The 18112-nt window shown below is 70.7% G+C and carries 16 protein-coding genes; 6 read left to right on the top strand and 10 right to left on the bottom strand.

Annotated elements, in window-relative coordinates:
• Both FMEAI12_RS05060 and FMEAI12_RS05065 read left to right on the top strand, forming a co-directional pair.
• On the top strand, positions 1-382 hold a 382-nt coding region (locus FMEAI12_RS05060; RefSeq protein WP_112105146.1), incomplete at its 5' end, for a hypothetical protein.
• 37 nt (positions 383-419) lie between these two features.
• On the top strand, positions 420-1007 hold the full coding sequence (locus FMEAI12_RS05065; RefSeq protein ID WP_112105147.1) for a GNAT family N-acetyltransferase: 588 nt from the start codon (positions 420-422) through the stop codon (positions 1005-1007).
• Positions 1008-1040: 33 nt separating this feature from the next.
• Here FMEAI12_RS05065 and FMEAI12_RS05070 read toward each other — a convergent pair whose 3' ends face one another.
• The 7 genes from FMEAI12_RS05070 to FMEAI12_RS05100 form a co-directional block, all read right to left on the bottom strand.
• On the bottom strand, positions 1041-1985 hold the full coding sequence (locus FMEAI12_RS05070) for a hypothetical protein (RefSeq protein WP_020464290.1): 945 nt from the start codon (positions 1983-1985) through the stop codon (positions 1041-1043).
• Between the two features lie 577 nt (positions 1986-2562).
• The gene (locus FMEAI12_RS05075) at positions 2563-3726 is read right to left on the bottom strand and encodes an SCO2521 family protein (protein WP_112105148.1); all 1164 of its coding nucleotides are present in this window, start codon (positions 3724-3726) and stop codon (positions 2563-2565) included.
• Positions 3726-4742 carry an SCO2522 family protein gene (locus FMEAI12_RS05080; RefSeq protein ID WP_083391422.1) on the bottom strand — a complete coding sequence of 339 codons (1017 nt, stop codon included), beginning with the start codon at positions 4740-4742 and terminating at the stop codon, positions 3726-3728. The genes FMEAI12_RS05075 and FMEAI12_RS05080 overlap by 1 nt, the downstream gene beginning before the upstream one ends.
• A 5-nt stretch (positions 4743-4747) precedes the next feature.
• Complete coding sequence (locus tag FMEAI12_RS05085) at positions 4748-5668, bottom strand: SCO2523 family variant P-loop protein (protein ID WP_020464293.1); 921 nt, start codon at positions 5666-5668, stop codon at positions 4748-4750.
• A 13-nt stretch (positions 5669-5681) separates the two neighbouring features.
• Positions 5682-7514: an SCO2524 family protein gene (locus tag FMEAI12_RS05090; RefSeq protein WP_071067104.1), complete on the bottom strand. Its 1833-nt coding sequence runs from the start codon at positions 7512-7514 to the stop codon at positions 5682-5684.
• A 34-nt stretch (positions 7515-7548) separates the two neighbouring features.
• Entirely contained in the window at positions 7549-8325 is a 777-nt protein-coding gene (locus FMEAI12_RS05095; protein WP_200835188.1) for an SCO2525 family SAM-dependent methyltransferase, read from the bottom strand.
• Between the two features lie 325 nt (positions 8326-8650).
• On the bottom strand, positions 8651-9169 hold the full coding sequence (locus tag FMEAI12_RS05100) for a GNAT family N-acetyltransferase (protein WP_020464296.1): 519 nt from the start codon (positions 9167-9169) through the stop codon (positions 8651-8653).
• A gap of 622 nt (positions 9170-9791) precedes the next feature.
• Here FMEAI12_RS05100 and FMEAI12_RS05105 point away from each other — a divergent pair.
• Complete coding sequence (locus tag FMEAI12_RS05105; protein WP_112105150.1) at positions 9792-11252, top strand: mechanosensitive ion channel domain-containing protein; 1461 nt, start codon at positions 9792-9794, stop codon at positions 11250-11252.
• A 108-nt stretch (positions 11253-11360) separates the two neighbouring features.
• Here the strand turns inward: FMEAI12_RS05105 and FMEAI12_RS05110 are convergent, their stop codons facing one another.
• Both FMEAI12_RS05110 and FMEAI12_RS05115 read right to left on the bottom strand, forming a co-directional pair.
• Positions 11361-11666 (bottom strand): GlsB/YeaQ/YmgE family stress response membrane protein, encoded by a 306-nt coding sequence (locus FMEAI12_RS05110; RefSeq protein ID WP_200835189.1) that lies wholly within the window; start codon positions 11664-11666, stop codon positions 11361-11363.
• Between the two features lie 146 nt (positions 11667-11812).
• Complete coding sequence (locus FMEAI12_RS05115; protein WP_235013714.1) at positions 11813-12445, bottom strand: hypothetical protein; 633 nt, start codon at positions 12443-12445, stop codon at positions 11813-11815.
• A 408-nt stretch (positions 12446-12853) separates the two neighbouring features.
• On the opposite strand from FMEAI12_RS05115, the gene FMEAI12_RS05120 reads away from it, so the two are divergent.
• Positions 12854-14308 (top strand): amidase, encoded by a 1455-nt coding sequence (locus FMEAI12_RS05120; RefSeq protein WP_112105151.1) that lies wholly within the window; start codon positions 12854-12856, stop codon positions 14306-14308.
• 198 nt (positions 14309-14506) lie between these two features.
• Complete coding sequence (locus FMEAI12_RS05125; RefSeq protein ID WP_112105152.1) at positions 14507-15658, top strand: PP2C family protein-serine/threonine phosphatase; 1152 nt, start codon at positions 14507-14509, stop codon at positions 15656-15658.
• Positions 15659-15689: 31 nt separating this feature from the next.
• On the opposite strand, the gene FMEAI12_RS05130 is transcribed toward FMEAI12_RS05125, so the two are convergent.
• On the bottom strand, positions 15690-15899 hold the full coding sequence (locus tag FMEAI12_RS05130) for a DUF4236 domain-containing protein (RefSeq protein ID WP_020464302.1): 210 nt from the start codon (positions 15897-15899) through the stop codon (positions 15690-15692).
• A gap of 275 nt (positions 15900-16174) precedes the next feature.
• Between FMEAI12_RS05130 and FMEAI12_RS05135 the strand changes: the two genes are divergently transcribed.
• Positions 16175-17995 (top strand): SpoIIE family protein phosphatase, encoded by a 1821-nt coding sequence (locus FMEAI12_RS05135; RefSeq protein WP_160144235.1) that lies wholly within the window; start codon positions 16175-16177, stop codon positions 17993-17995.
• Positions 17996-18112 lie beyond the last annotated feature (117 nt).

Here is an 18112-nt window from a genome sequence, read left to right on the forward strand (position 1 = left end):
GTCCGCGGGCGGGCCGGTCGTGGCCGGGGTGGTGGTCGACGGGGCGTGGCGGGGAAGCTATGCCTGTGCTCAGGGAACCACCGGTCTGTCGCTGCGGATCGCGGGGACCGGCCCGGCCGCGCTCACCGCGACCTTCGACTTCTACCCGCTGCCGGAGAACCCCACTGTTCCCCGTGGCTCGTTCACCATGACCGGTTCCGTTCAGGGCGGTCAGATAAGGCTCGACGGTCACGAATGGGTCAGCCGCCCCGCCGGCTACGAGATGGTGAATCTCACGGGCACCCCGAGGGCCGGCACGCCCGACCGCGTCGAAGGCAGCGTCCGCGGGGTGGGCGGATGCACGGGATTCTCAGTCGAACGCGCTACCCCCGCGGAGAGCTGACGTCCCATTTCGGTGCGTTCACGGGCAGGATCGGTATGTGCGGACACGTCGGGCAGCGGATGGCGACTGGCCGGCCATCTGGCCGGTCTGGGAGGCCGTCGTCGCCGAGGGTGAGACGTGCATGTGGGCACCGGGCACCGACGAGCGGAGCGCGCGGGGCCTGTGGATGTTGCCGGCACCCGCGCACGTGCTGGTGATGGAGGTCGAGGACGGCCCCGGTTCGACCCGTGTCGTCGCGACGGCGCTGCTCACCCCCAGCCAGCCGGGCCTGGGTGACCACGTGGCGCTGGCCCAGCTGCTGGTCGACCCGACCGTGGTCAACTTCGGCGGGGGCGCGTTCGGCCCCGGCGGCTACGGGACCGACCTGGCCAGCAGCCGCGGGGTCGGCCGGGCGGCCGCCGAGGGCATGGTCGACTACGCCGCCGACCTCGGCTACCGCGCGATGCAGCTCAACTCGGTGGTCGCCGCGAACACCCGGCTGGTGGCGCTGTGGAGATCACTGGCGTTCCGGGTGATCGGCACCCTGCCCGCCGCGTACCGCCACCCGTGGCACGGCGACGTGGACCTCTACGTCATGCACCGCTTCCTCCCACCCGGCAACCCCGCGCCCCGCGTACTCGCCTGAGCGGATTGGCGGATTGACTGCCCCCGGTCGACGTCAGCTCGCCGAACGCCGGGCGGCCTCGTCCGCGGCCGCGGCCGCCTGCGCCTCGGCCCAGATCTCGTTGAACAGCGCGATGCGCTCACCGATGCGCGTCCGGTCGAACTTCAGGTGGGTGCTCGTGATGCTGGCGCCCTGCAGGGCACCGACCTCCACCTCGTAACTGACCTCGTCATCGAAGAGAATGAAGTCACGGAACGTCTTGCGCCAGCCCGTCCCGCCGCTGCCGAGCTGGTCGCCGCCGGGCACCACGACACTGTGCACGATGATTCCCGCGTTACGCTGATCCTCACAGATCTTGACGAAATCCGAATTGCGCCGGATCTTCTCGCTGTTGAGGATGAAAACCCGCCGGACGCTAACGCCGCGACCCACTGCCTCCCGCTGCGCCGCAAGATACGCGCGGCCCAGCTCACTCTTCCAGAATCCGTCGCTGAAACTGCGTCGCCCACCGTCGGCAGCGGTGGTGCTGGTCGCCGAGATCGTCCGCTGGGCTCCCCGGGTGAGCGCCAGGATCCAGTCGCGGTCCTCTCCCTGGCAGGTCGCGGAATCGCCCTCGAGGCCGCGAAGAAGCTCGTTCATGGCCCGGATCTCCTCGGCCACGAGCCGGCCCAGAACGGGCGACGGGGGAACGAACTTCGCGGACCGCTCGACCAGCCCGCTGATGGGCCGCGCTCCGGGGACAGCCGCCTCGACGGCCGAGCTCTCCAGCGACTCCAGCAGGCGTACGCCGCGGTCGACCCGGTCCAACCGCCGCTCGAACCCCGAAAGGCGCTCGGCCTGCGCGTCCGCGGCCGCCTCCACTTTGCTCTCGACGTCTACCAGGTGCTGAACGACAAGGACGACACCGCCGATGAAGACGGAGAGCATCATTGTCCAGGTCATCTCTCCGTCGAGTAAATAGCTCAGCAGAAAAGTAGCACCGCCGGTCGCGACCGCCACCGCAACCTGCCTGATTATCCTGACCACAGACACTCTTCCCTTCCTCTCAACACGCCGTAGGAGTGTTTCCGAAGCTCCAGCGAACGCCTTCCTCGGCCGGTGTCCGCCCGAAATCCAGGAGGAGCTGGCTTCTAGTCCGGCGAGGAGCACCCAAAATGATCGAGACTGATAGCGGCATCCCAGAGACGGGAGGACTGAGTCGATCGTTCCCGCATATTAATTGGATTGGAGCGGATCTTCATTGTCAAGCCTTCGACACCACTGCCCCCACAACTCACTTCTTCATCAAAAACATGAAATTGTCCGGAATCGGGCCCGGAATTTCCGCGCCGGACGGCTCCGCCACCCCGCCCACGTCAACCGCCCAAACCTCCACCCCGGCACGCACCTGAGCATGACAAATCCTTACGCTGCGCTACAGGTACGACGCCGCCTGGATGGACAGCAAGAATGGCCACCCAGGCGATCTCCCCACCGAGCAGAAAACCCGGTAGAAACACGGCGCCCCCGACGGCGACCGCCAAGCCGAACCATCCGAACGCCGCGCTCACCTGCACCTCCCCCTGTTCGACCTCGGTCACGCGCCGACGGAGTCCTCCTCAGCTCCCGCCTGGCAGACGCCCGCGACCCGTGCCAAGGCGGACAGGCTCGACGACGACTCGAGTCCTGCCAGCGCGAGCTGATCCCTGATCCGCCCGACCAGGCTGGACCACTCCCGCGAGAAGCCGGGACGTCTTTCCAGCGCGGCCCACACCTCGGCCAGCTCCTCGGCGACCCTCGCCCCGGGCATCCACAGGTGGAGCAGGTGATCGATCACCGGACGGAAGCGCCGCACCACCTCCTGGGCGGAATCAACCCCGATCCGACTGTTATCGAGCAGGGACTCCACCGTGGAAAGCAGCCAGTCGTGAAGGGCGAGGTCCTCGCACGCGGCCACGACGTCGGACGGATCGCATCTCCCGAGCCGCAGCCGCAGCGTACGCAACGTTTCATCCTGGATGGTGAACTCGACGCTCACCGGTGAGACGGAAGCAGCCGGCTCGCTGTTCCGGTGAAACGACTCCGCCGACCCGGTGGGGACCGAGGGGAAATCGGAAATCCTCCGCTGCGCACCCAATAATTGTGGCAGCACGGCCGAATCAGAAGACCGCCAGGTGACGGCGAATCGTAGTTGCGTTCGGCGCGCCCGCAACGAGGTGACTCGGTCGATACCCGGCCTGCGCTGAACGCGGCTGAGCAATCGGCTGCTGACCGCGCCGAGATCGAGGGATGCCCGGGTCTGTGTTGTCAGGAATCCCGCAGCCAGGTCGTCCGCGTCAGTGCGCCCGGCGACCTCGATTATCCCCGGGTTCGCCACATAGTGCGACCACGGCAGTCTGCGCTCGCCCGCGGCTCGGGTGAGCCTGGCCCGGGTGGAGGCCTGCAGGACTGTGCCCCCGGTGACGGACGCTCGGGCCACGGCCGTTCCCGCACCGTCTGCTCTGGTGCCCGAGATGGTGGCGAGCGGGCAGTGCACGCCCACCCGTACGTCGGGCGAGAACGCATGGGCGACGGGCCTGGTAGCGCTGCGGACCCGGCCTCCCGGCACGATGTCCAGCAGCGCGGCGACGGTGGTGGCGCCGACGCGGTGGGAGTTCTGCAGCAGGGTGGTACGGACCTCGCCGACCAACATGTCCAGCTCTTCGGCGAGCTCGCGCGCCTTGGGCGCCCTCGGAACAGCCGTCGCCTTCGGAGCGGCCATCAACGGCCCAGAAAAAAGTAGGAAAGACGGTCCGCGGGCTCAGGCGGCAGCGCGATGCCCTCGGCTCCCGCACGACGTTCCGTGGCCGAGAGCGCTGCCGAGTCGACCCCCACCTGGCCGAGGATCACGCGCACGGCGTGCTCGACCGGAAGGTAGCCGGTATCGAGCACGGAGAAGGTCCGGTAGGCGCAGAAAGGCGCAGGGGCCGGGGTTAGGCGGCCGATCGATGGGAAGTCGGCCCAGCGGTCCGGCAGGTCCGCGGGATCGACCGTCACCGGGCGGACCACCGTCTCGCCACCGGCCCGCAGCAGGCCCAGTCGCAGGAGCTGCCACACCGCCGCCAGAAAGGCGCACGACCAGGCATGGTGCCCGCGGTGTTCGCTCCACAGCTCCACATCGAGGAAGACCGAGTGGCGGCGCGAGCCGTTTTCCGTCGGCGGCTGCCAAGGCTCCGCGACTCCCATCGCCCTTGTCCCGGTGGTGGACGGCGAGCGGGCTCCGTTACACAGCCAGCCAGTCTCGTTCAGCGTCGGACGCGAGCCGTTCGCCCCGTAGGGCGGGTCCGCGACGAGCGCTCCCTCGACGATGCGCGCCAACGGTACGTTCTCGGCGGCGGCGCACGCCGACTCCCGCGCGATGTAGTCGATGACGATGTCCTGGGCTCGCGCGGCGGCGAGCAGCTGTGGCACCACTGCTGCCGGCGGCGGCATCTTCCCCTGGTCGGAGTAGTCGTCGACGAGCAGGCAGGTGCTCACCCGGGGGGCCCGGCCAGCACGGGCGGCGCCACCCGCGCCGCCGGCGAGCGAGCCCAGCCGCGGCCGGTCCACCCACGGCGCTATCCGCCGGAAATGCTCCGCCAGTACGCCGGCGCCGCCCGCCAGGTCTTCCGGGTAGAAATGGCCGAGTTCCACCGACAGATGGGCCAGCGGGACCTCCACGGTGCGCTCGACGGCGCTCGTCTCACGGAACACCGCGGACCCGGGCACGGTCGTCGGCCCGCCGGAGAATGGTTCCACGTGTGTCAGAGCCCCTCCCACGCGCTGTCGTCTGTCAGGCGCTTGGCGAGGTCCTCGAACGCCTGTCCGGTCTCCTCGTTGGCGATCCGCGTGGTCGAGATGTCGTCCTCGACGATGATCTGCTCACGCCACTGCAGGACCGGGTCGAGCGGGATCGAGCCGAGCATTACGCTGCGGCCGAGGCGCAGCTTCGCCGCCAGCTTCTGCAGGTCGGTGTTGTACGACTGCAGCCACACCGACTGTTCCGCCCGCAGGACGGCCAACTGTGGTGAGTCTGGTTCGAGCACGGCGGTGCGGACGAACCGGATGGTGTCCTCCAGCTCGCGGCGCCTGTGCCCGCGATCCATCCCCGTCTCGAGGATGCCGTGCGGGCCGAACACCAGGCCGGCGGCGGCGACGATGTGCTGGCGCGTCCACCGGTGGAACACCAGCCAGCGCGCGGTCTTCTCAGCGAGCGCCGGGTCGGCCGTGGCACGCAGCACCAGCTCCGTCGCGTACGACCGGCCGGCGCTGAGGTCGACGAGGGTGAGCTCGAACTCCTCGTCGAGGCGCAGGAACAGATCGCTGCACCGCCGGGCCATGGTCGCGTCGACGGGGAACTCCCCACCGCCGGAGTCACCCGGCAGCAGGGTGAGCCTGCCGGCTCCGAGCGGTCTTGCCCGCGGCCCGCCCAGCTCCGACTGCCCCCAGACGTCCAGCTGGTCCACTTCGGCCGTCCGCCCGGCGAGGTATTCGTGCAGCCCGCCGCCGGTAGCCGTGCCCTGCCCTGCCGCCTCCACACCGAAGATGGCGCCCGCGGTAGGCGAGCCGAAGTCGAAGTCGAGATAGCAGACGTCGCTGCCCTGCATCGCGCGTCGATAGGCGACGTTGCAGCTCGTCACGGAGCGACCGGTGCCGCCTTTGTCGGACGTCGCAAATATGATCATCGGAGCCGGGCCCTCAGGCTCGCCGGGCCATGGCGAGCGCGTCGAGATCGCGCAGCGCCGCCTGCACGATCGCGATCGACGTCGCCGGCTGGCGTTCACGCAGCTCACGCGCCCGCTGCAGGTTCGCCCCAATGCCGTGCAGCTGGGTTCTGGCCGGGACGGTGGATGTCGGAGACTCCCGCAGCAGCTCGGCTGTGTGCAGGTGGTCGGCCTCGGCGAGCATGTCCAGCGCCAGGTCGGCCAGCCGGGCGCTGTACGGACGCGCGACGGAGACCGCCGCGACGGTGACGAGCGCCTCCATCACCCGCTCGGTGAAGTACCAGGACGGCCCCTTGTCCGTCGGCGACAGCTTGAACAGGCTGATGTCATCCCACAGCCCGGCGCCGGGACCGTCGGAAAGCTGACGGAGCCGCACGTGACGGTCCCAGATCTCGTCCGCAAGGCCGACCAACCGATCTCGCAGCGCGCTGTCACGAGTGACGGCCGCGGTCCGCGCCACCCGCTTGAGCAACGCGGTCGAGAAGTCCGCCACCGGCCACTCCATAGCCGGCCCGAGGTCCTCGGCGCCGGTGAGCGGGAGCCGTACCCCCGGGACGTGCAGCTCGATCGCGGGCTCGCGCAGCCTCGCCCGCCTGGTGACCCGACCCCGCACGGCCAGTTCCGCCAGGACGTCCGCGATACGCGCGATGTCGACGTCCCGGGCTCGCTCGGTGGCCAGCGCCTCGATCGTGATCGAGGCCGCGAGCAGGGTGTCGTAGTCCGTCTCAGGCCCCTCGTCCGCAGGGTTCGCGCTCCGCCAGGGAACCTCCTCGACGGGCCAGCGGGACCGGCCGAGGCGCGCGATGGTCGACCAGTAGAGCTGCGCCAGGTTCGAACGCAGCTGGAGGGCACCCACCAGGCCCTCCTGATCCGGGTTGATCAGGCCGAGCTGTCGGGTGCGCGCCGAGAAGAGGTCGGAGATGCCGTCGAGTGCGACCACCGTGAAGTACAGGGAGGGCTTCGCCTGAGCGACACCCGGGGACTGGTCGACCACGACGCCCGTGCCCGCGTCGACCGGGGGGGCATCCCGGATGATGCCCCAGGACCAGCCGCACTCGAACAGCACGCTGTCGTCGTCCACTGCTTCGGCGGACAGTTCCACACCGAGTTTCAGCTCGCGCAACGAGGTACGGGCCGGGACCAGCGCGTCGCGGACCTCGTCGAGGACCTTCTCGGTCGACTTCCCTTCGGTGTTGACCAGGTCGCACAACGCCCGCCCCTCCTCGGAGTAGGCCGCGAAGGTCCGCACCGTGAAACTACGCAGAATTCCCACCATCGACGCGGTCAGCCGGCGCGATGCGGCCTTCTCCAGCTCCCGCATCTCGGCGAGCAACGCGTCGCGCCGCACCGTCGGCCGGAACTCGCGGACGAAACCGAGAATGGCGAGTGACAGCGTGATGGACATCGAGAACGAGTCGACTATCTCCAACGCGCGCTGCTCGGGGGTGAGTGGCTCGCCCTGGCCGACCGGCTGAAAATACGAACCGCCGGAGAAGACCGGCGCGCCCCGCTCGTTCGTATACCGCTCGAGATACTCACTGAGCGCCCGCACCAGCACTTGCGGGATCTGGCGCGCATCACCGATGCGTTCCAGCGCCACTCGCACGTCCTTGGCGGTCTCGTCCGGCTTTACGATCTCCATCCCGGGCATCTGGTACGACGGGTACATGAGGCAGAGCAGCTGTTCTGCGTCGCTGGTGGAGTTCGACTCGGCCCGGCCGCTGAACTTCCATCCGCCGCCCTGGTACGAGTACTCGGCGGCGGCCTCCCACATCTCCAGCAGAAGCTGCCTAGGTCGGATATCCAACGCCGTCCCCCTTCTTCCTCGACGTCCGGGCCCGCTAGGCGTCCGCGGCCGTGGTGGAGCCGTCCGGCTCCCGTCTTCTCGTACGGCCGCGGACGAGGACCATGCTTTCGTATCCCTCGCGCAGCATCTCGGCACCGACGAACCGGTCCGCCTTCACATCGGTCGCCGTCGCCTCAAGGCTTTCGACGATGTAGTCCATCTTCAACGAGACCGCCGGGAAGCGGATGTCGCCGACCTCGTACCCTCTGGAATTCTCCATGTATGCCATCGCGAAGGGCGCGCCGGGCATAAGCGCGTCGAGGAAGCACCTGGAGGCGCGGTGAAAATCTTCCCTTTGCTCGGAGATGGAACACGCCACGAAGAACATCGTGCCGATGTCCCACCTGGAGCGGGGTAACTCGAAGACGCTTCCCTGTTCGACCACCACCCGTTCCGCCAGCGCCCGGCGCGGGTCATCCACACCGAGGTAGGCCCGTTCCTGGGTCAGCACCTTCCAGAACGGGTCCCAGGCGGTGCCGTAGGACCGGACCTCGTTCTCCAGCCACGTGACATTGCTGGCGGAATGCTCCCGCAGGGTGATCCGCTCGCACCAGGGCAGCATCGACAGCGCCGGATAGAGGTTACTGCCGGTGCCCACGTCCAGCCCGTTGAGCGGGCGATCGGCGGCGGTCGCCGCGGCCGCGGCGAAGGTCGCGAAGAAATCCCGGACGCCCTCGAGGATTTCCTGGTCGTCGTCACGCAGGACGGCGTAGTTGTGGGCGTGGTACAGGTCGGGATCGAACTCGTCCCACCGCTGCCCGGCGTTGCCCATCGGGTTCTCATTTTCTTCTACGTGCACAGCGGCTCCCACGAATTGCGCGCGTCACTGTTCTGAACCGGGCCACAGTCGGGCCGGACGGCGGCCGAGGGCCAGCAAGAGCGGCCACGAGCAGGCGTACACACGCTCCGCGTGGCGGCGGGCCGCCCACAGCCGACCGCGGACGGCCCGCACCCACGGCCAAACATCGCGGCAGCAGGCGCCGCGGCGGACACAGAGCGGCGGCGGCGAAAGGGCGTGGGAGAACAGTGGTCCGCCTGGCGCTCCCGAACAGACCGGGCTCGGCTACCCGTCCAGGAACGGGTCGGTGCCGTTTCGGTCAGTGCGTGGCAGAGCGCGGCACGTGACGGACCGTGTCCGCGTCGCCCTGCGGATTCCGGTCCAGGTTGAGTTCGAACAGAAGGCGCGGCTCGTCCGCTCCGTAATAGCTGTCGACGTCCGCAGTCTGCTCGAAGCCCAGTGAGCGGTAGAGGTGTATCGCGACCGGGTTGTCGCGTGCCACAGCGAGGCGCACCCGCTGCACACCACGAAGGTAGAGACTTTCGAGTGTTTCCAGCGCCAGCAGGCGGCCGACACCCTGGCAGCGGCGGGAGCCGTCCACCCCAAGGGCCAGGAAGTGGGCGAGATCCGTTTCGGCATCGGACCCGGAACGCACGGCTATCGAGTACCCGAGCAGCTCGCCCGCCTCGTCTGCGACGAGGATCTCCTGCTGGTGGACGTCGAAGAGCTGGCGAAGGACGAACTCGGGGTACGCGAGCCGGCCAAAGATCTGCCGGTCGATCCGGCTGAGCGCGGAGAGGTCCGCCTCGACGACCGTCCTCACCTTGACCGTGTTCACGGCTCGCCCCTCCTGGATTTTCCCGGCCTGTCGACATGCCGGCCCGCGGGAGACAAGAGCGCGAACCCGTCGACCTGAGACGGCCCATGGACCATCCAGTACTCCCGCTACCCCCGCGGCCTTCCGGCATTCGGTGCGCCACGCCTCGGCGGAGGGCCGCGCTTGGAAGACTACCGCGCAGGTCGGAGGCGTCCTCGGCGGGCACGAAGGCGCCTGGCGCTGACCCAACCGGATACGACGGCATACAACGATGATGCCTCACTGGATGCGCACAATCCGTAAAACAGATGACTTCCAGCCGACATATAGTCACCGCCAAATGGCGGGATTAGCTGCTTTAAAGCAACGGGGCGAACTTTTGACAAGAATTGGAGGCCGCGGGCGGCCAAGGGCGGGCCCGGGGACGGCTGAGAGCGGCCGGGGGAGGGGCCGAGAGGGAGGCGGCCGGGTTGACCGCGGTGAGGCCGTCGATCGACGTCGCCGGTCGAGCCGGCCCCAGGCCCGCGGCGGCCACCCCGGGCCGGTGCTCCGCCAGCGAAGCTGTGAAGGGCGTCACCTGGTCAGACCATGATGAAACGGGCACTGGTTCGGGAAACGCACCTGATTCGAAGGAGCTTTGCCCGTGGCGGACCGGACTGCGCTCGACCCGTTCTCCAGCATGGACACCATGGATGGCACGGATTCCGATCTCGCGGTACTCGTGATCATGGCTGGGGCGGCCGTCATCGGCTACCTGGCGTCCCTGCTCGTACACCGGATCCTGCGGCGGATCGGTCGGCACTCGCGGATTGTGGAGGATCTCGCCGAACGGGGGCGCCGGCCCGCCCGGCTCACGCTCGTCGTTCTGGGGCTGCTCATCGCGGCGAACGCGACGGTGGAGCAGTCGTGGACGCCGGCCACCATCCGCGTGCTCGGCCTCGCGCAGATCGCCGCGCTCGCGTGGGTGGTGGGCGTGCTGGCGTTCGTCGTGGAGGACCTGGCGCTGTCGCGCTACCGGATGGACGTCGCCGACAACCGGCACGCGCGGCGGATCCGTACCCAGGTGATCCTGCTGCGCCGGATCACCGTCGTCGTGATCACTGTGATCGCGGTCGCCTCGATGCTGATGACCTTCCCGAGCGTGCGGGTCGCCGGCGCGAGCATCGTGGCGTCGGCGGGCGTGGTCGGCATCATCGCCGGGCTCGCGGCGCAGACGTCGCTGGCGAACGTCTTCGCCGGGCTGCAGCTCGCCTTCACCGACGCCATCCGGGTCGACGACGTGGTGGTCGTCGAGGACGAGTGGGGCCGGATCGAGGAGATCACCCTCACCTACGTGGTCGTGCACATCTGGGACGACCGGAGGCTGATCCTGCCGTCGACCTACTTCACCACCAACCCGTTCCAGAACTGGACCCGCCGGGAGTCCGCGGTGCTCGGCGCGGTGGAGTTCGACCTGGACTGGTCGGTGCCCGTCGCCGACATGCGGACCGAGATGCACCGGATCGTCGAGAGCACCGACCTCTGGGACGGGCGGGTCAGCGTCCTGCAGGTCACCGACGCGGTCGGGGACCACGTACGGATCCGGGTGCTGGTGAGCGGGAACGACGGGCCGACGGTCTTCGACCTGCGCTGCCATGTACGCGAGGCGCTGGTCGACTGGTTGCGGCACAACCACGCGGCGGCGCTGCCGCGTACCCGGATCGAGATCGACGCCACGGCGGCCGGCGCCCGCGCCGGAGTCCAGGGCGGCGCGCGTTCCAACGGGCACCGCGTCGAACTGGGCAAGGCCGGCCTGGGCCAGGCCAGGGCCGGCGAGGCCGAGCGGGGCAGGGCCGAGCCGGGCACGACGGCCGCCCAGCCGGAGGATCTCTCCGATGCCCGGCTCTTCGCCGGCAGTGCCGAGGCCGAGGAGCGTTCCCGTGCGTTCAGCGAGACCGGCGAGCACTCCCCGTCCGACAGCTCCGGCCTGGTTGACGGCCCCGGCCCGACCGATGCCCCCGGCCCGACCGACGGCTCCAGCCCGACCGACGGCTCCGGTCTGACCGCTCCCAACCCCCGCGAGGCGGACGGCAGCCACGCGCCTGACCGTCCCTCGTCGAGGTGAGCCGCCGGTAGGCGGACACCGAAAGGGCCGCTACCCCGAGATCTCGGGGTAGCGGCCCTTTTCCGTCGTCAGGCGCCAAACCGCTGTCAGTCGCCGGCTCGCCGTTACTTACCGGCGGGCGTACCGACGGCTGTGCGAGGTGCGGGAGAGGCCACGGCCGTTGAAGGCCCTCCACAGCGCCAGAACGATGATCGCGCCGATGATGGAACCGATGATGCCGGACGACTGGAGCGCGCCTTCACCAATGTCCTTGTTGAACAGGACGTAGCCGAGGAAACCCCCGACGAAAGACCCGACGATGCCTACGGCGATCGTGCCGAGAATTCCGATCGGATCCGGGCCGGGGAGAACCAGACGCGCGACCGCGCCGGCGATCAGACCGAGCAGGACCATGACGACGAGGAAAGTCAGCATCAGTGGTTTCTCCTTTACCGAGGTTGTTGGCAGCTTTTTGCCCCGCACCGGAACTCGCAAACACTTTGTCCGGCGAGAACCGGATCCACCGCTTTGCGGATGCTTTCAGCGCCCACGCCGCCGGACCGGCTCGGCACGAAGCCGCCTCAGCTGCCGGACTTCGCCGCCTTCGTGGCCCGGCGGCGGCGCACCGACCGCCGGAGCAGGAGCAGCACGGCGCCACCGAAGACCGCGCCCCCGGTGGCACCGGGATGCCGGCGGGCCTGCTGGCCGGCCGTCCGTGCCGCCTTCCCGCTGGAGGCCGCCGTACGCTCCGCGGCGGCCGCGACCTGCGGGTGCTGCTCCATCTGCTCCCTCACGGTGCCGACCGCCCGGTCCTTCACCTCGACCGTCTTCTCCGCCGCGGAGGCGAGCGTGGGGTTGTGGCCGACCTTCTCCCGGACCGCGCCCACCGCCTTCTCGGCCGCGTCGCGCGTCTTCTCGGTGGCGGAGGCCACATGCGGCGCGAGCCCGGCGGTCATCTCGTTGAACCTGCGGCGGATGTCGGCACCCTCCGCGTCCTCGGTGACCGCGGCTCCGGCTGCGGGCACGGTATTCGCGGCACCAGGAACGGTGTGCGCGGTATCCGGGGCGGTGTTCGCGGCACCAGGAACGGTGTTCGTGGCACCAGGAACGGCGGCCGGCACGGCGGCCGGCACGGCGGCCGGTTCGGGCGCGGCCACGACCGGCGGTCGGGGGCCTGTCAGATCGGTACGCGGGGGATTCATGCCCTCGTTCATCTTCTGGTTCTCCTCGGCAGAATCGGGGACTCTCGCGTGCCTGAACGGATGGCGACTTCTGGGTTGCCCGCACGCGTCCTGCCGACGAACTACCCATGGATCCGCCGTAGATAACGCGATGTGTCCACGCATCGCCGTCACCACACACCGTTGTCCGCGATGGCCGCCGACGCGGATGTCCTGCGCGCCACCGGTTCCGCCCCGTTGGGAGGCCCCCGAGGCCCCCGCCCACGGGCCGGACGTCCACCGGCCGATGTAGCCCAGTACACACCGGAGGAGGCGAGCGGGGCGCCGGCCGGCATATGCCATGTACGTCTCGTGCTGGACAAAGGGCGGGGGCCGCGGCGCGAGGTCGGCTACCGTTCCCCCACGGCTTCCGCCGCGCGCGTCGCGTCCAGGAGGTGGCTGATGTCGGATACCGCGGGTGTGGGTGCGGACGACGGCCGGCTCGACGGCCTGTACGGCCTGCGTGAGCTCGCCGGGCGACTCGCGGCCGGGTCGATGAGCTCCCGGGAGCTCGTCGCCGCCTGCCTGGAGCGCATCGAGGCGACATCCACGACCCTGAACACCTTCCGGGTGCTACGGGCCGAGGAGGCGCTGGCGGAGGCCGAGGAGGCTGACCGGCGGCTCGACACCGGGGAGCGGCTCCCCCTGCTGGGTGTCCCGGTGGCCATCAAGGACGACACCGACATGGCCGGCCTCCCCACCGCCTTCGGCGCGGCCGGCGACTTCCCGCCGGCCACCGAGGACTGCGAGATGGTCCGGCGGCTGCGGGCCACCGGCGCGATCATCGTCGGCAAGACGAACACGCCCGAGTTCGGGCAGTGGCCGTTCACCGAGGGGGCGGCGTTCGGCGCGACCCGCAACCCGTGGAACCTCGACTACTCCCCCGGTGGGTCGTCCGGCGGCGCGGCGTCGGCCGTCGCGGCCGGGCTGGTCCCCGCCGCGATCGGGTCGGACGGCGCCGGCTCGGTCCGCATCCCCGCGGCCTGGACCCATCTCGTCGGGATCAAGCCGCAGCGCGGGCGCATCTCCAGCGCGCCGGTAACCGAGCAGTTCAACGGGCTGACCACCTTCGGCCCGCTCACCAGGACCGTCGCGGACGGCGCCCTCCTGCTGGACCTGCTCAGCGGAAGCCTCCCGGTGGACCGGGACCGCCCGCCGGTGCCGGCGGAGACCTTCCTGCGCTCGGCCGAGCACCCGCCGCCCCGGCTGCGGATCGGCCTGTCGCTGCGCGTCCCCTACAGCGGGATGTCGGCCGCGCTGGATCCGGCTGTCCGCACCGCCGTGGAGCGCCTCGCCGAGGTGCTGGCCCGGCTCGGGCACGACGTGGTGCCGGTCGAGCCGCCGTACGGCCTGCTCGGCCTGCTGTTCCTGCCCCGCTCGATGGACGGCATCCGGGACTGGTCGCACCGGGTGCCCAACCCCGAGCTCCTCGATCCGCGGACAGTGGCGAACGCGCGCAACGGGCGGGCGCTGCGGCCGGTGCTCGGGCTGACCCGGGCCGCCGAGGCACCGGCCCGGGCGTGGATCGGCCGGGTCTTCCGCACGGTGGACGTCCTGCTCGCGCCGACCACCGCGGTGCCGCCGCCGCGGGTCGGCGAACTGAACCGGGAGACGAACTGGGAGACCGATCAGGCGATCGTCGCGGCCTGCCCGTACACCTGGCCGTGGAACGTCCTCGGCTGGCCGGCGGTCAACGTCCCGGCCGGGCTGACGCCTGCCGGGCTGCCGGTCGGCGCCCAGCTCATGGGCCCGGCGGGCGGCGAGGGGCCGTTGATCTCCCTGGCCGCCGAGCTGGAGGACGTCGAGCGTTGGTACACGCGCCGGCCGGGCCGCCTGGAGGCTTCGACGCCCGCCTGACCCGGAGGCGTCTGAGCTGGAGGCGCCTGCGGCCGGAGGCTGGCGGCCGATCCGGATCGTCACCGCCGGATGCACACAGCGGGACACCGGCACGTGAAGCACCTTGTAGCTCACTCGAGGTGACCTCCGGAGGTGCCATCGGGGGTACAAAATTGGAGGTCGCCCGCGAACGGGCCTCTGCGCCCTGGACAATGGCGCATGCTCAGCAACGTGGTACCCCGGATCGGGGACTTCGTGGGTCAGTGGGGGGCTGGTCTGCTGGTTCTCGGTGCCGCGGTCGCGGTAGGCGCCGTCACCGACCTGTCGACCGCGGGCTACTTCGGGCTCGGTGCCCTGGTGACCGCGGTGACCTGTCCTCCGGCGGCGACGCTGGGTGTCGGGCTCGCCGCCGAGGTGATGGCCGTCGCCTCGGGGTGGTGGGACCACCGGTTCGGCAACGGTCAGCACATCGCGGCCTGCATCCTGGTCGCGGCCCAGGTCGCGGTGGCCGTCTACGTGTCGGTGAGCCGTAACCGGCGCAGCTCGGAGCTCCAGCAGGTCCGGGCGGTGGCGGAGGTCGCCCAGCGGGCTCTGCTGCCCGAGGTGCCCATCGCGCTGCACGGGGCCGGGTTCGCGGCCCGCTACCTCTCCGCCGCCAAGGAGGCCTCGGTCGGCGGCGATCTCTACGAGGTGGTCGCGACGCCGCACACGATCCGCATGATCATCGGTGACGTGCGCGGCAAGGGGCTGCCCGCGGTGCGGCTGGCGACGGTGGTCCTGGGCGCCTTCCGCGAGGCGGCGGTGACCTGGCTGGACCAGGGGCAGGTCGCGGCCGCCTGCGCCCGCTCGGTCGGCCGCGAGGCCGAGCCGGAGGACTTCGTGACGGCGCTGCTGGTCGACATCTACCCTGACGGCCGGCTCAGCCTGTGCTCGGCGGGCCACCATCCGCCGCTGCTGGTTGGGGCGACCGCCACCACCACGCTGACCTGCCCGTCCTCACCCCCGCTGGGCCTCGGCGACCGCTTCGCGACCGCGACGGCGGACTGGGCGGTCGGCGACCGCCTGCTGCTGTTCACCGACGGGCTGATCGAGGCCCGGGACGGCGAGCGGGCCTTCTTCCCCCTGGAGCGGCACGTCGACCTGCTGCGCGACGTCCCGCCCGATGCCGCGCTCGACCGGCTCACCAGCGCCCTCACCAGGCACGTGGGTGGGAACCTGCACGACGATCTGGCCCTGCTGCTCGTCGAGCGGCGCCCGACGGGCGCGGCGCTGGCCGCCACGGCCCAGGCGCCCACGGCCCAGGCGCCGTTGTCCGCCGGGGCGCTCCCGGCCACTCCCGCGAACGCGAGCGCGGCCACGATGTCGGAATAGACGATGCGCGCCGTGGGACGCGCGAGGCGGGTCAGCGGCCGGCGGAGGCTCGGCGGCGGCCGTCCCGGCGGTAGGAGAACGGACCGGGAAGGTCGACGCTGGAGAGCCCGCCGCGGCGGTTCTTCGACCACACCCGCCAGGAGACGCGGCCGAGCTTCAGGGTCACCGAGGAGACCCCGTTCTCGCTGACGTTCACGTGGAAGGGGCCGTAGCGCGGCCGGCGCGTGTAACGCAGTCCCATGACTACCTCCAGGGAAGATGTGGGGCACGGGGGTCCTTTCCGGCTTTGCCCCCCGCTACACCCACGAACACCGATCTTGCCGTCCATGACCCGCCTACCCAGTCGCCCTATGTGACTTAGGTCACCTATCGCGATCCACATGTTCTGTCGGGCCGGACCTGGACAGGGCCCAGGGGATGCACGCTGTCGACGTGGGATCGCCCGACGGAGCCGGTAACGGCCATCCGCGGCCGGCTACCGACTGTGCCGACCTTCCTGCGTCGGCAGTCGGCCCCGTGCCGGAGTGGCTGGATCTGCAGATCCGCGACCGTGCGCTGCAGGCCACCGGGGCGTGCTTCACGATCACCGACCCGCGGCAACCCGACAACCCGCTGATCTGGGCGAACCCGGCGTTCGAGCGGGTGACCGGCTACAGCCTGGCCGAGGTGGTCGGGCGCAACTGCCGGTTCCTGCAGAACGGCGACGACGACCAGCCGGCGCTGGCGGAGCTGCGCGCCGGGCTGGCCGCGGGCAGGCACGTGGTGGTCGTGCTGCGCAACTACCGGCGGGACGGCACGCCGTTCTGGAACGAGCTCGCCATCAGCCCCGTGTTCGACCCGCTGGGGGAGATCACCCACTTCGTGGGCGTGCAGACCGACGTCACCGAACGGGTCGAGGCCCAGCTCGAGCGGGACAGGCTGTTCGAGCGCGAACGGGCCGCCCGCGGCGACGCCGAGCGCGCCACCGCCCAGCTGCAGCTGCTCGCCGACGTCAGCGAGCTGCTCTCGGGCACCCTCGACGTGGGTGAGGCGCTCGACCGGCTCACCAAGGCCGTGGTGCCCACCGCCGCGGACTGGTGCTCCGTGCACGTCCTCCCGCCCCGCTCCGCGCCGACGAGGACGGATTCCGAGGCCATGGGGCCGCGCCGGGTCATCACGCATCACCGCGACCCCCGGCTGCGCACGATCGCCGAGCGCAGCCAGCTGCTGCAGGCCGAGCTGCCGACCGCGGCGAGCGCCGTGGTCCAGGTGCTGCGCACCGGACGTCCCGTGCTGCGGGAACGCATCGACCCCGAGGGCCTGCGGGCGGCCCTGCGCCCCGAAGGCCGCGCCGACGAGCTGGTGGGCCTGCTGGAGGAACTGGGCCTGGCGACGGCCGTCGCCACCCCGCTGCTCGCCCGCGGCCGGGTGCTCGGCGCGCTGGTGATGGCCCGCTCGTCGGGCTCCTACACCGCGGACGACCTGCGCCTCGCCGAGGATCTCGGCCGGCGGGCGGGCACCGCGATCGACAACGCCCGGCTGTACCGCGCCGAGCACACGGTGTCGGAGTCACTGCAGCGCTCCCTGCTGCCGACGATCCCCGAGCTGCCCGGCCTCGCGTTCGCGGCCCGCTACCTGCCCACCGCGGCGACGGCGACCGTGGGCGGCGACTGGTTCGACGTGCTCGCGCTGCCCGACGGGGCGGCCGGGGTCGCGATCGGCGACGTGATGGGCCACGACATCGCGGCCGCGGCGGCGATGGGCCAGCTCAGCAGCGTGCTGCGGTCGTACGCGTGGGAGGGCCACCGGCCGGCGATCGTGCTCGACCGGCTGGACCGGCTGGTACAGGGCCTGGAGATGGCGCAGCTCGCGACCTGCCTGTACGCCTGGATCCAGGTCAACGACGCCGGCTTCGCGCAGGGGGCCGCCGCTCCCGCCTTCATGCGGTGGGCGAACGCCGGCCACCTACCGCCGCTCCTGCTCACTCCGGACGGGCGGGCCCGCCTGCTGGGTTCCACCGGCGCGCCGCCCACTGGCACCCCGGCCGCCGGGCTGTCGAGCGCGGAAGCCGGAGTACTGATCGGGGCGGGCGGCGCGGAGTCCTCGCCGCGCCCGGAGCTGCGCATCCTCCTGCCGGCCGGCTCCCACCTGGTCCTCTACACCGACGGGTTGGTCGAGTCCCGGGATCTCGACCTGGACGACGGCCTCGAGCGGCTGCGGCTCACCGCGGAGAAGCACGCCCCCGAGGACGGGCCCGAGGCCCTGGTGGATCTGATCGTCGACCAGATGCTCACCGGCCGGCGCCAGGACGACGACGTCGCGATCCTCGGCCTGCGGGTGCTCGCCGGGCCCGACTGAGGCCTGCCGGGCCGTGCCGGGCGCCCGTACGGACGTCGGCACCTGACGACGTGTCCGGGTCCGTTATCGTGATAAGCCGGTCGATGGATCTTGCTGTCCGGTCGGCTGGCCGGGGGC

The sequence above is a fragment of the Parafrankia sp. Ea1.12 genome, from assembly GCF_900465275.1.
Classification (GTDB): domain Bacteria; phylum Actinomycetota; class Actinomycetes; order Frankiales; family Frankiaceae; genus Parafrankia; species Parafrankia soli.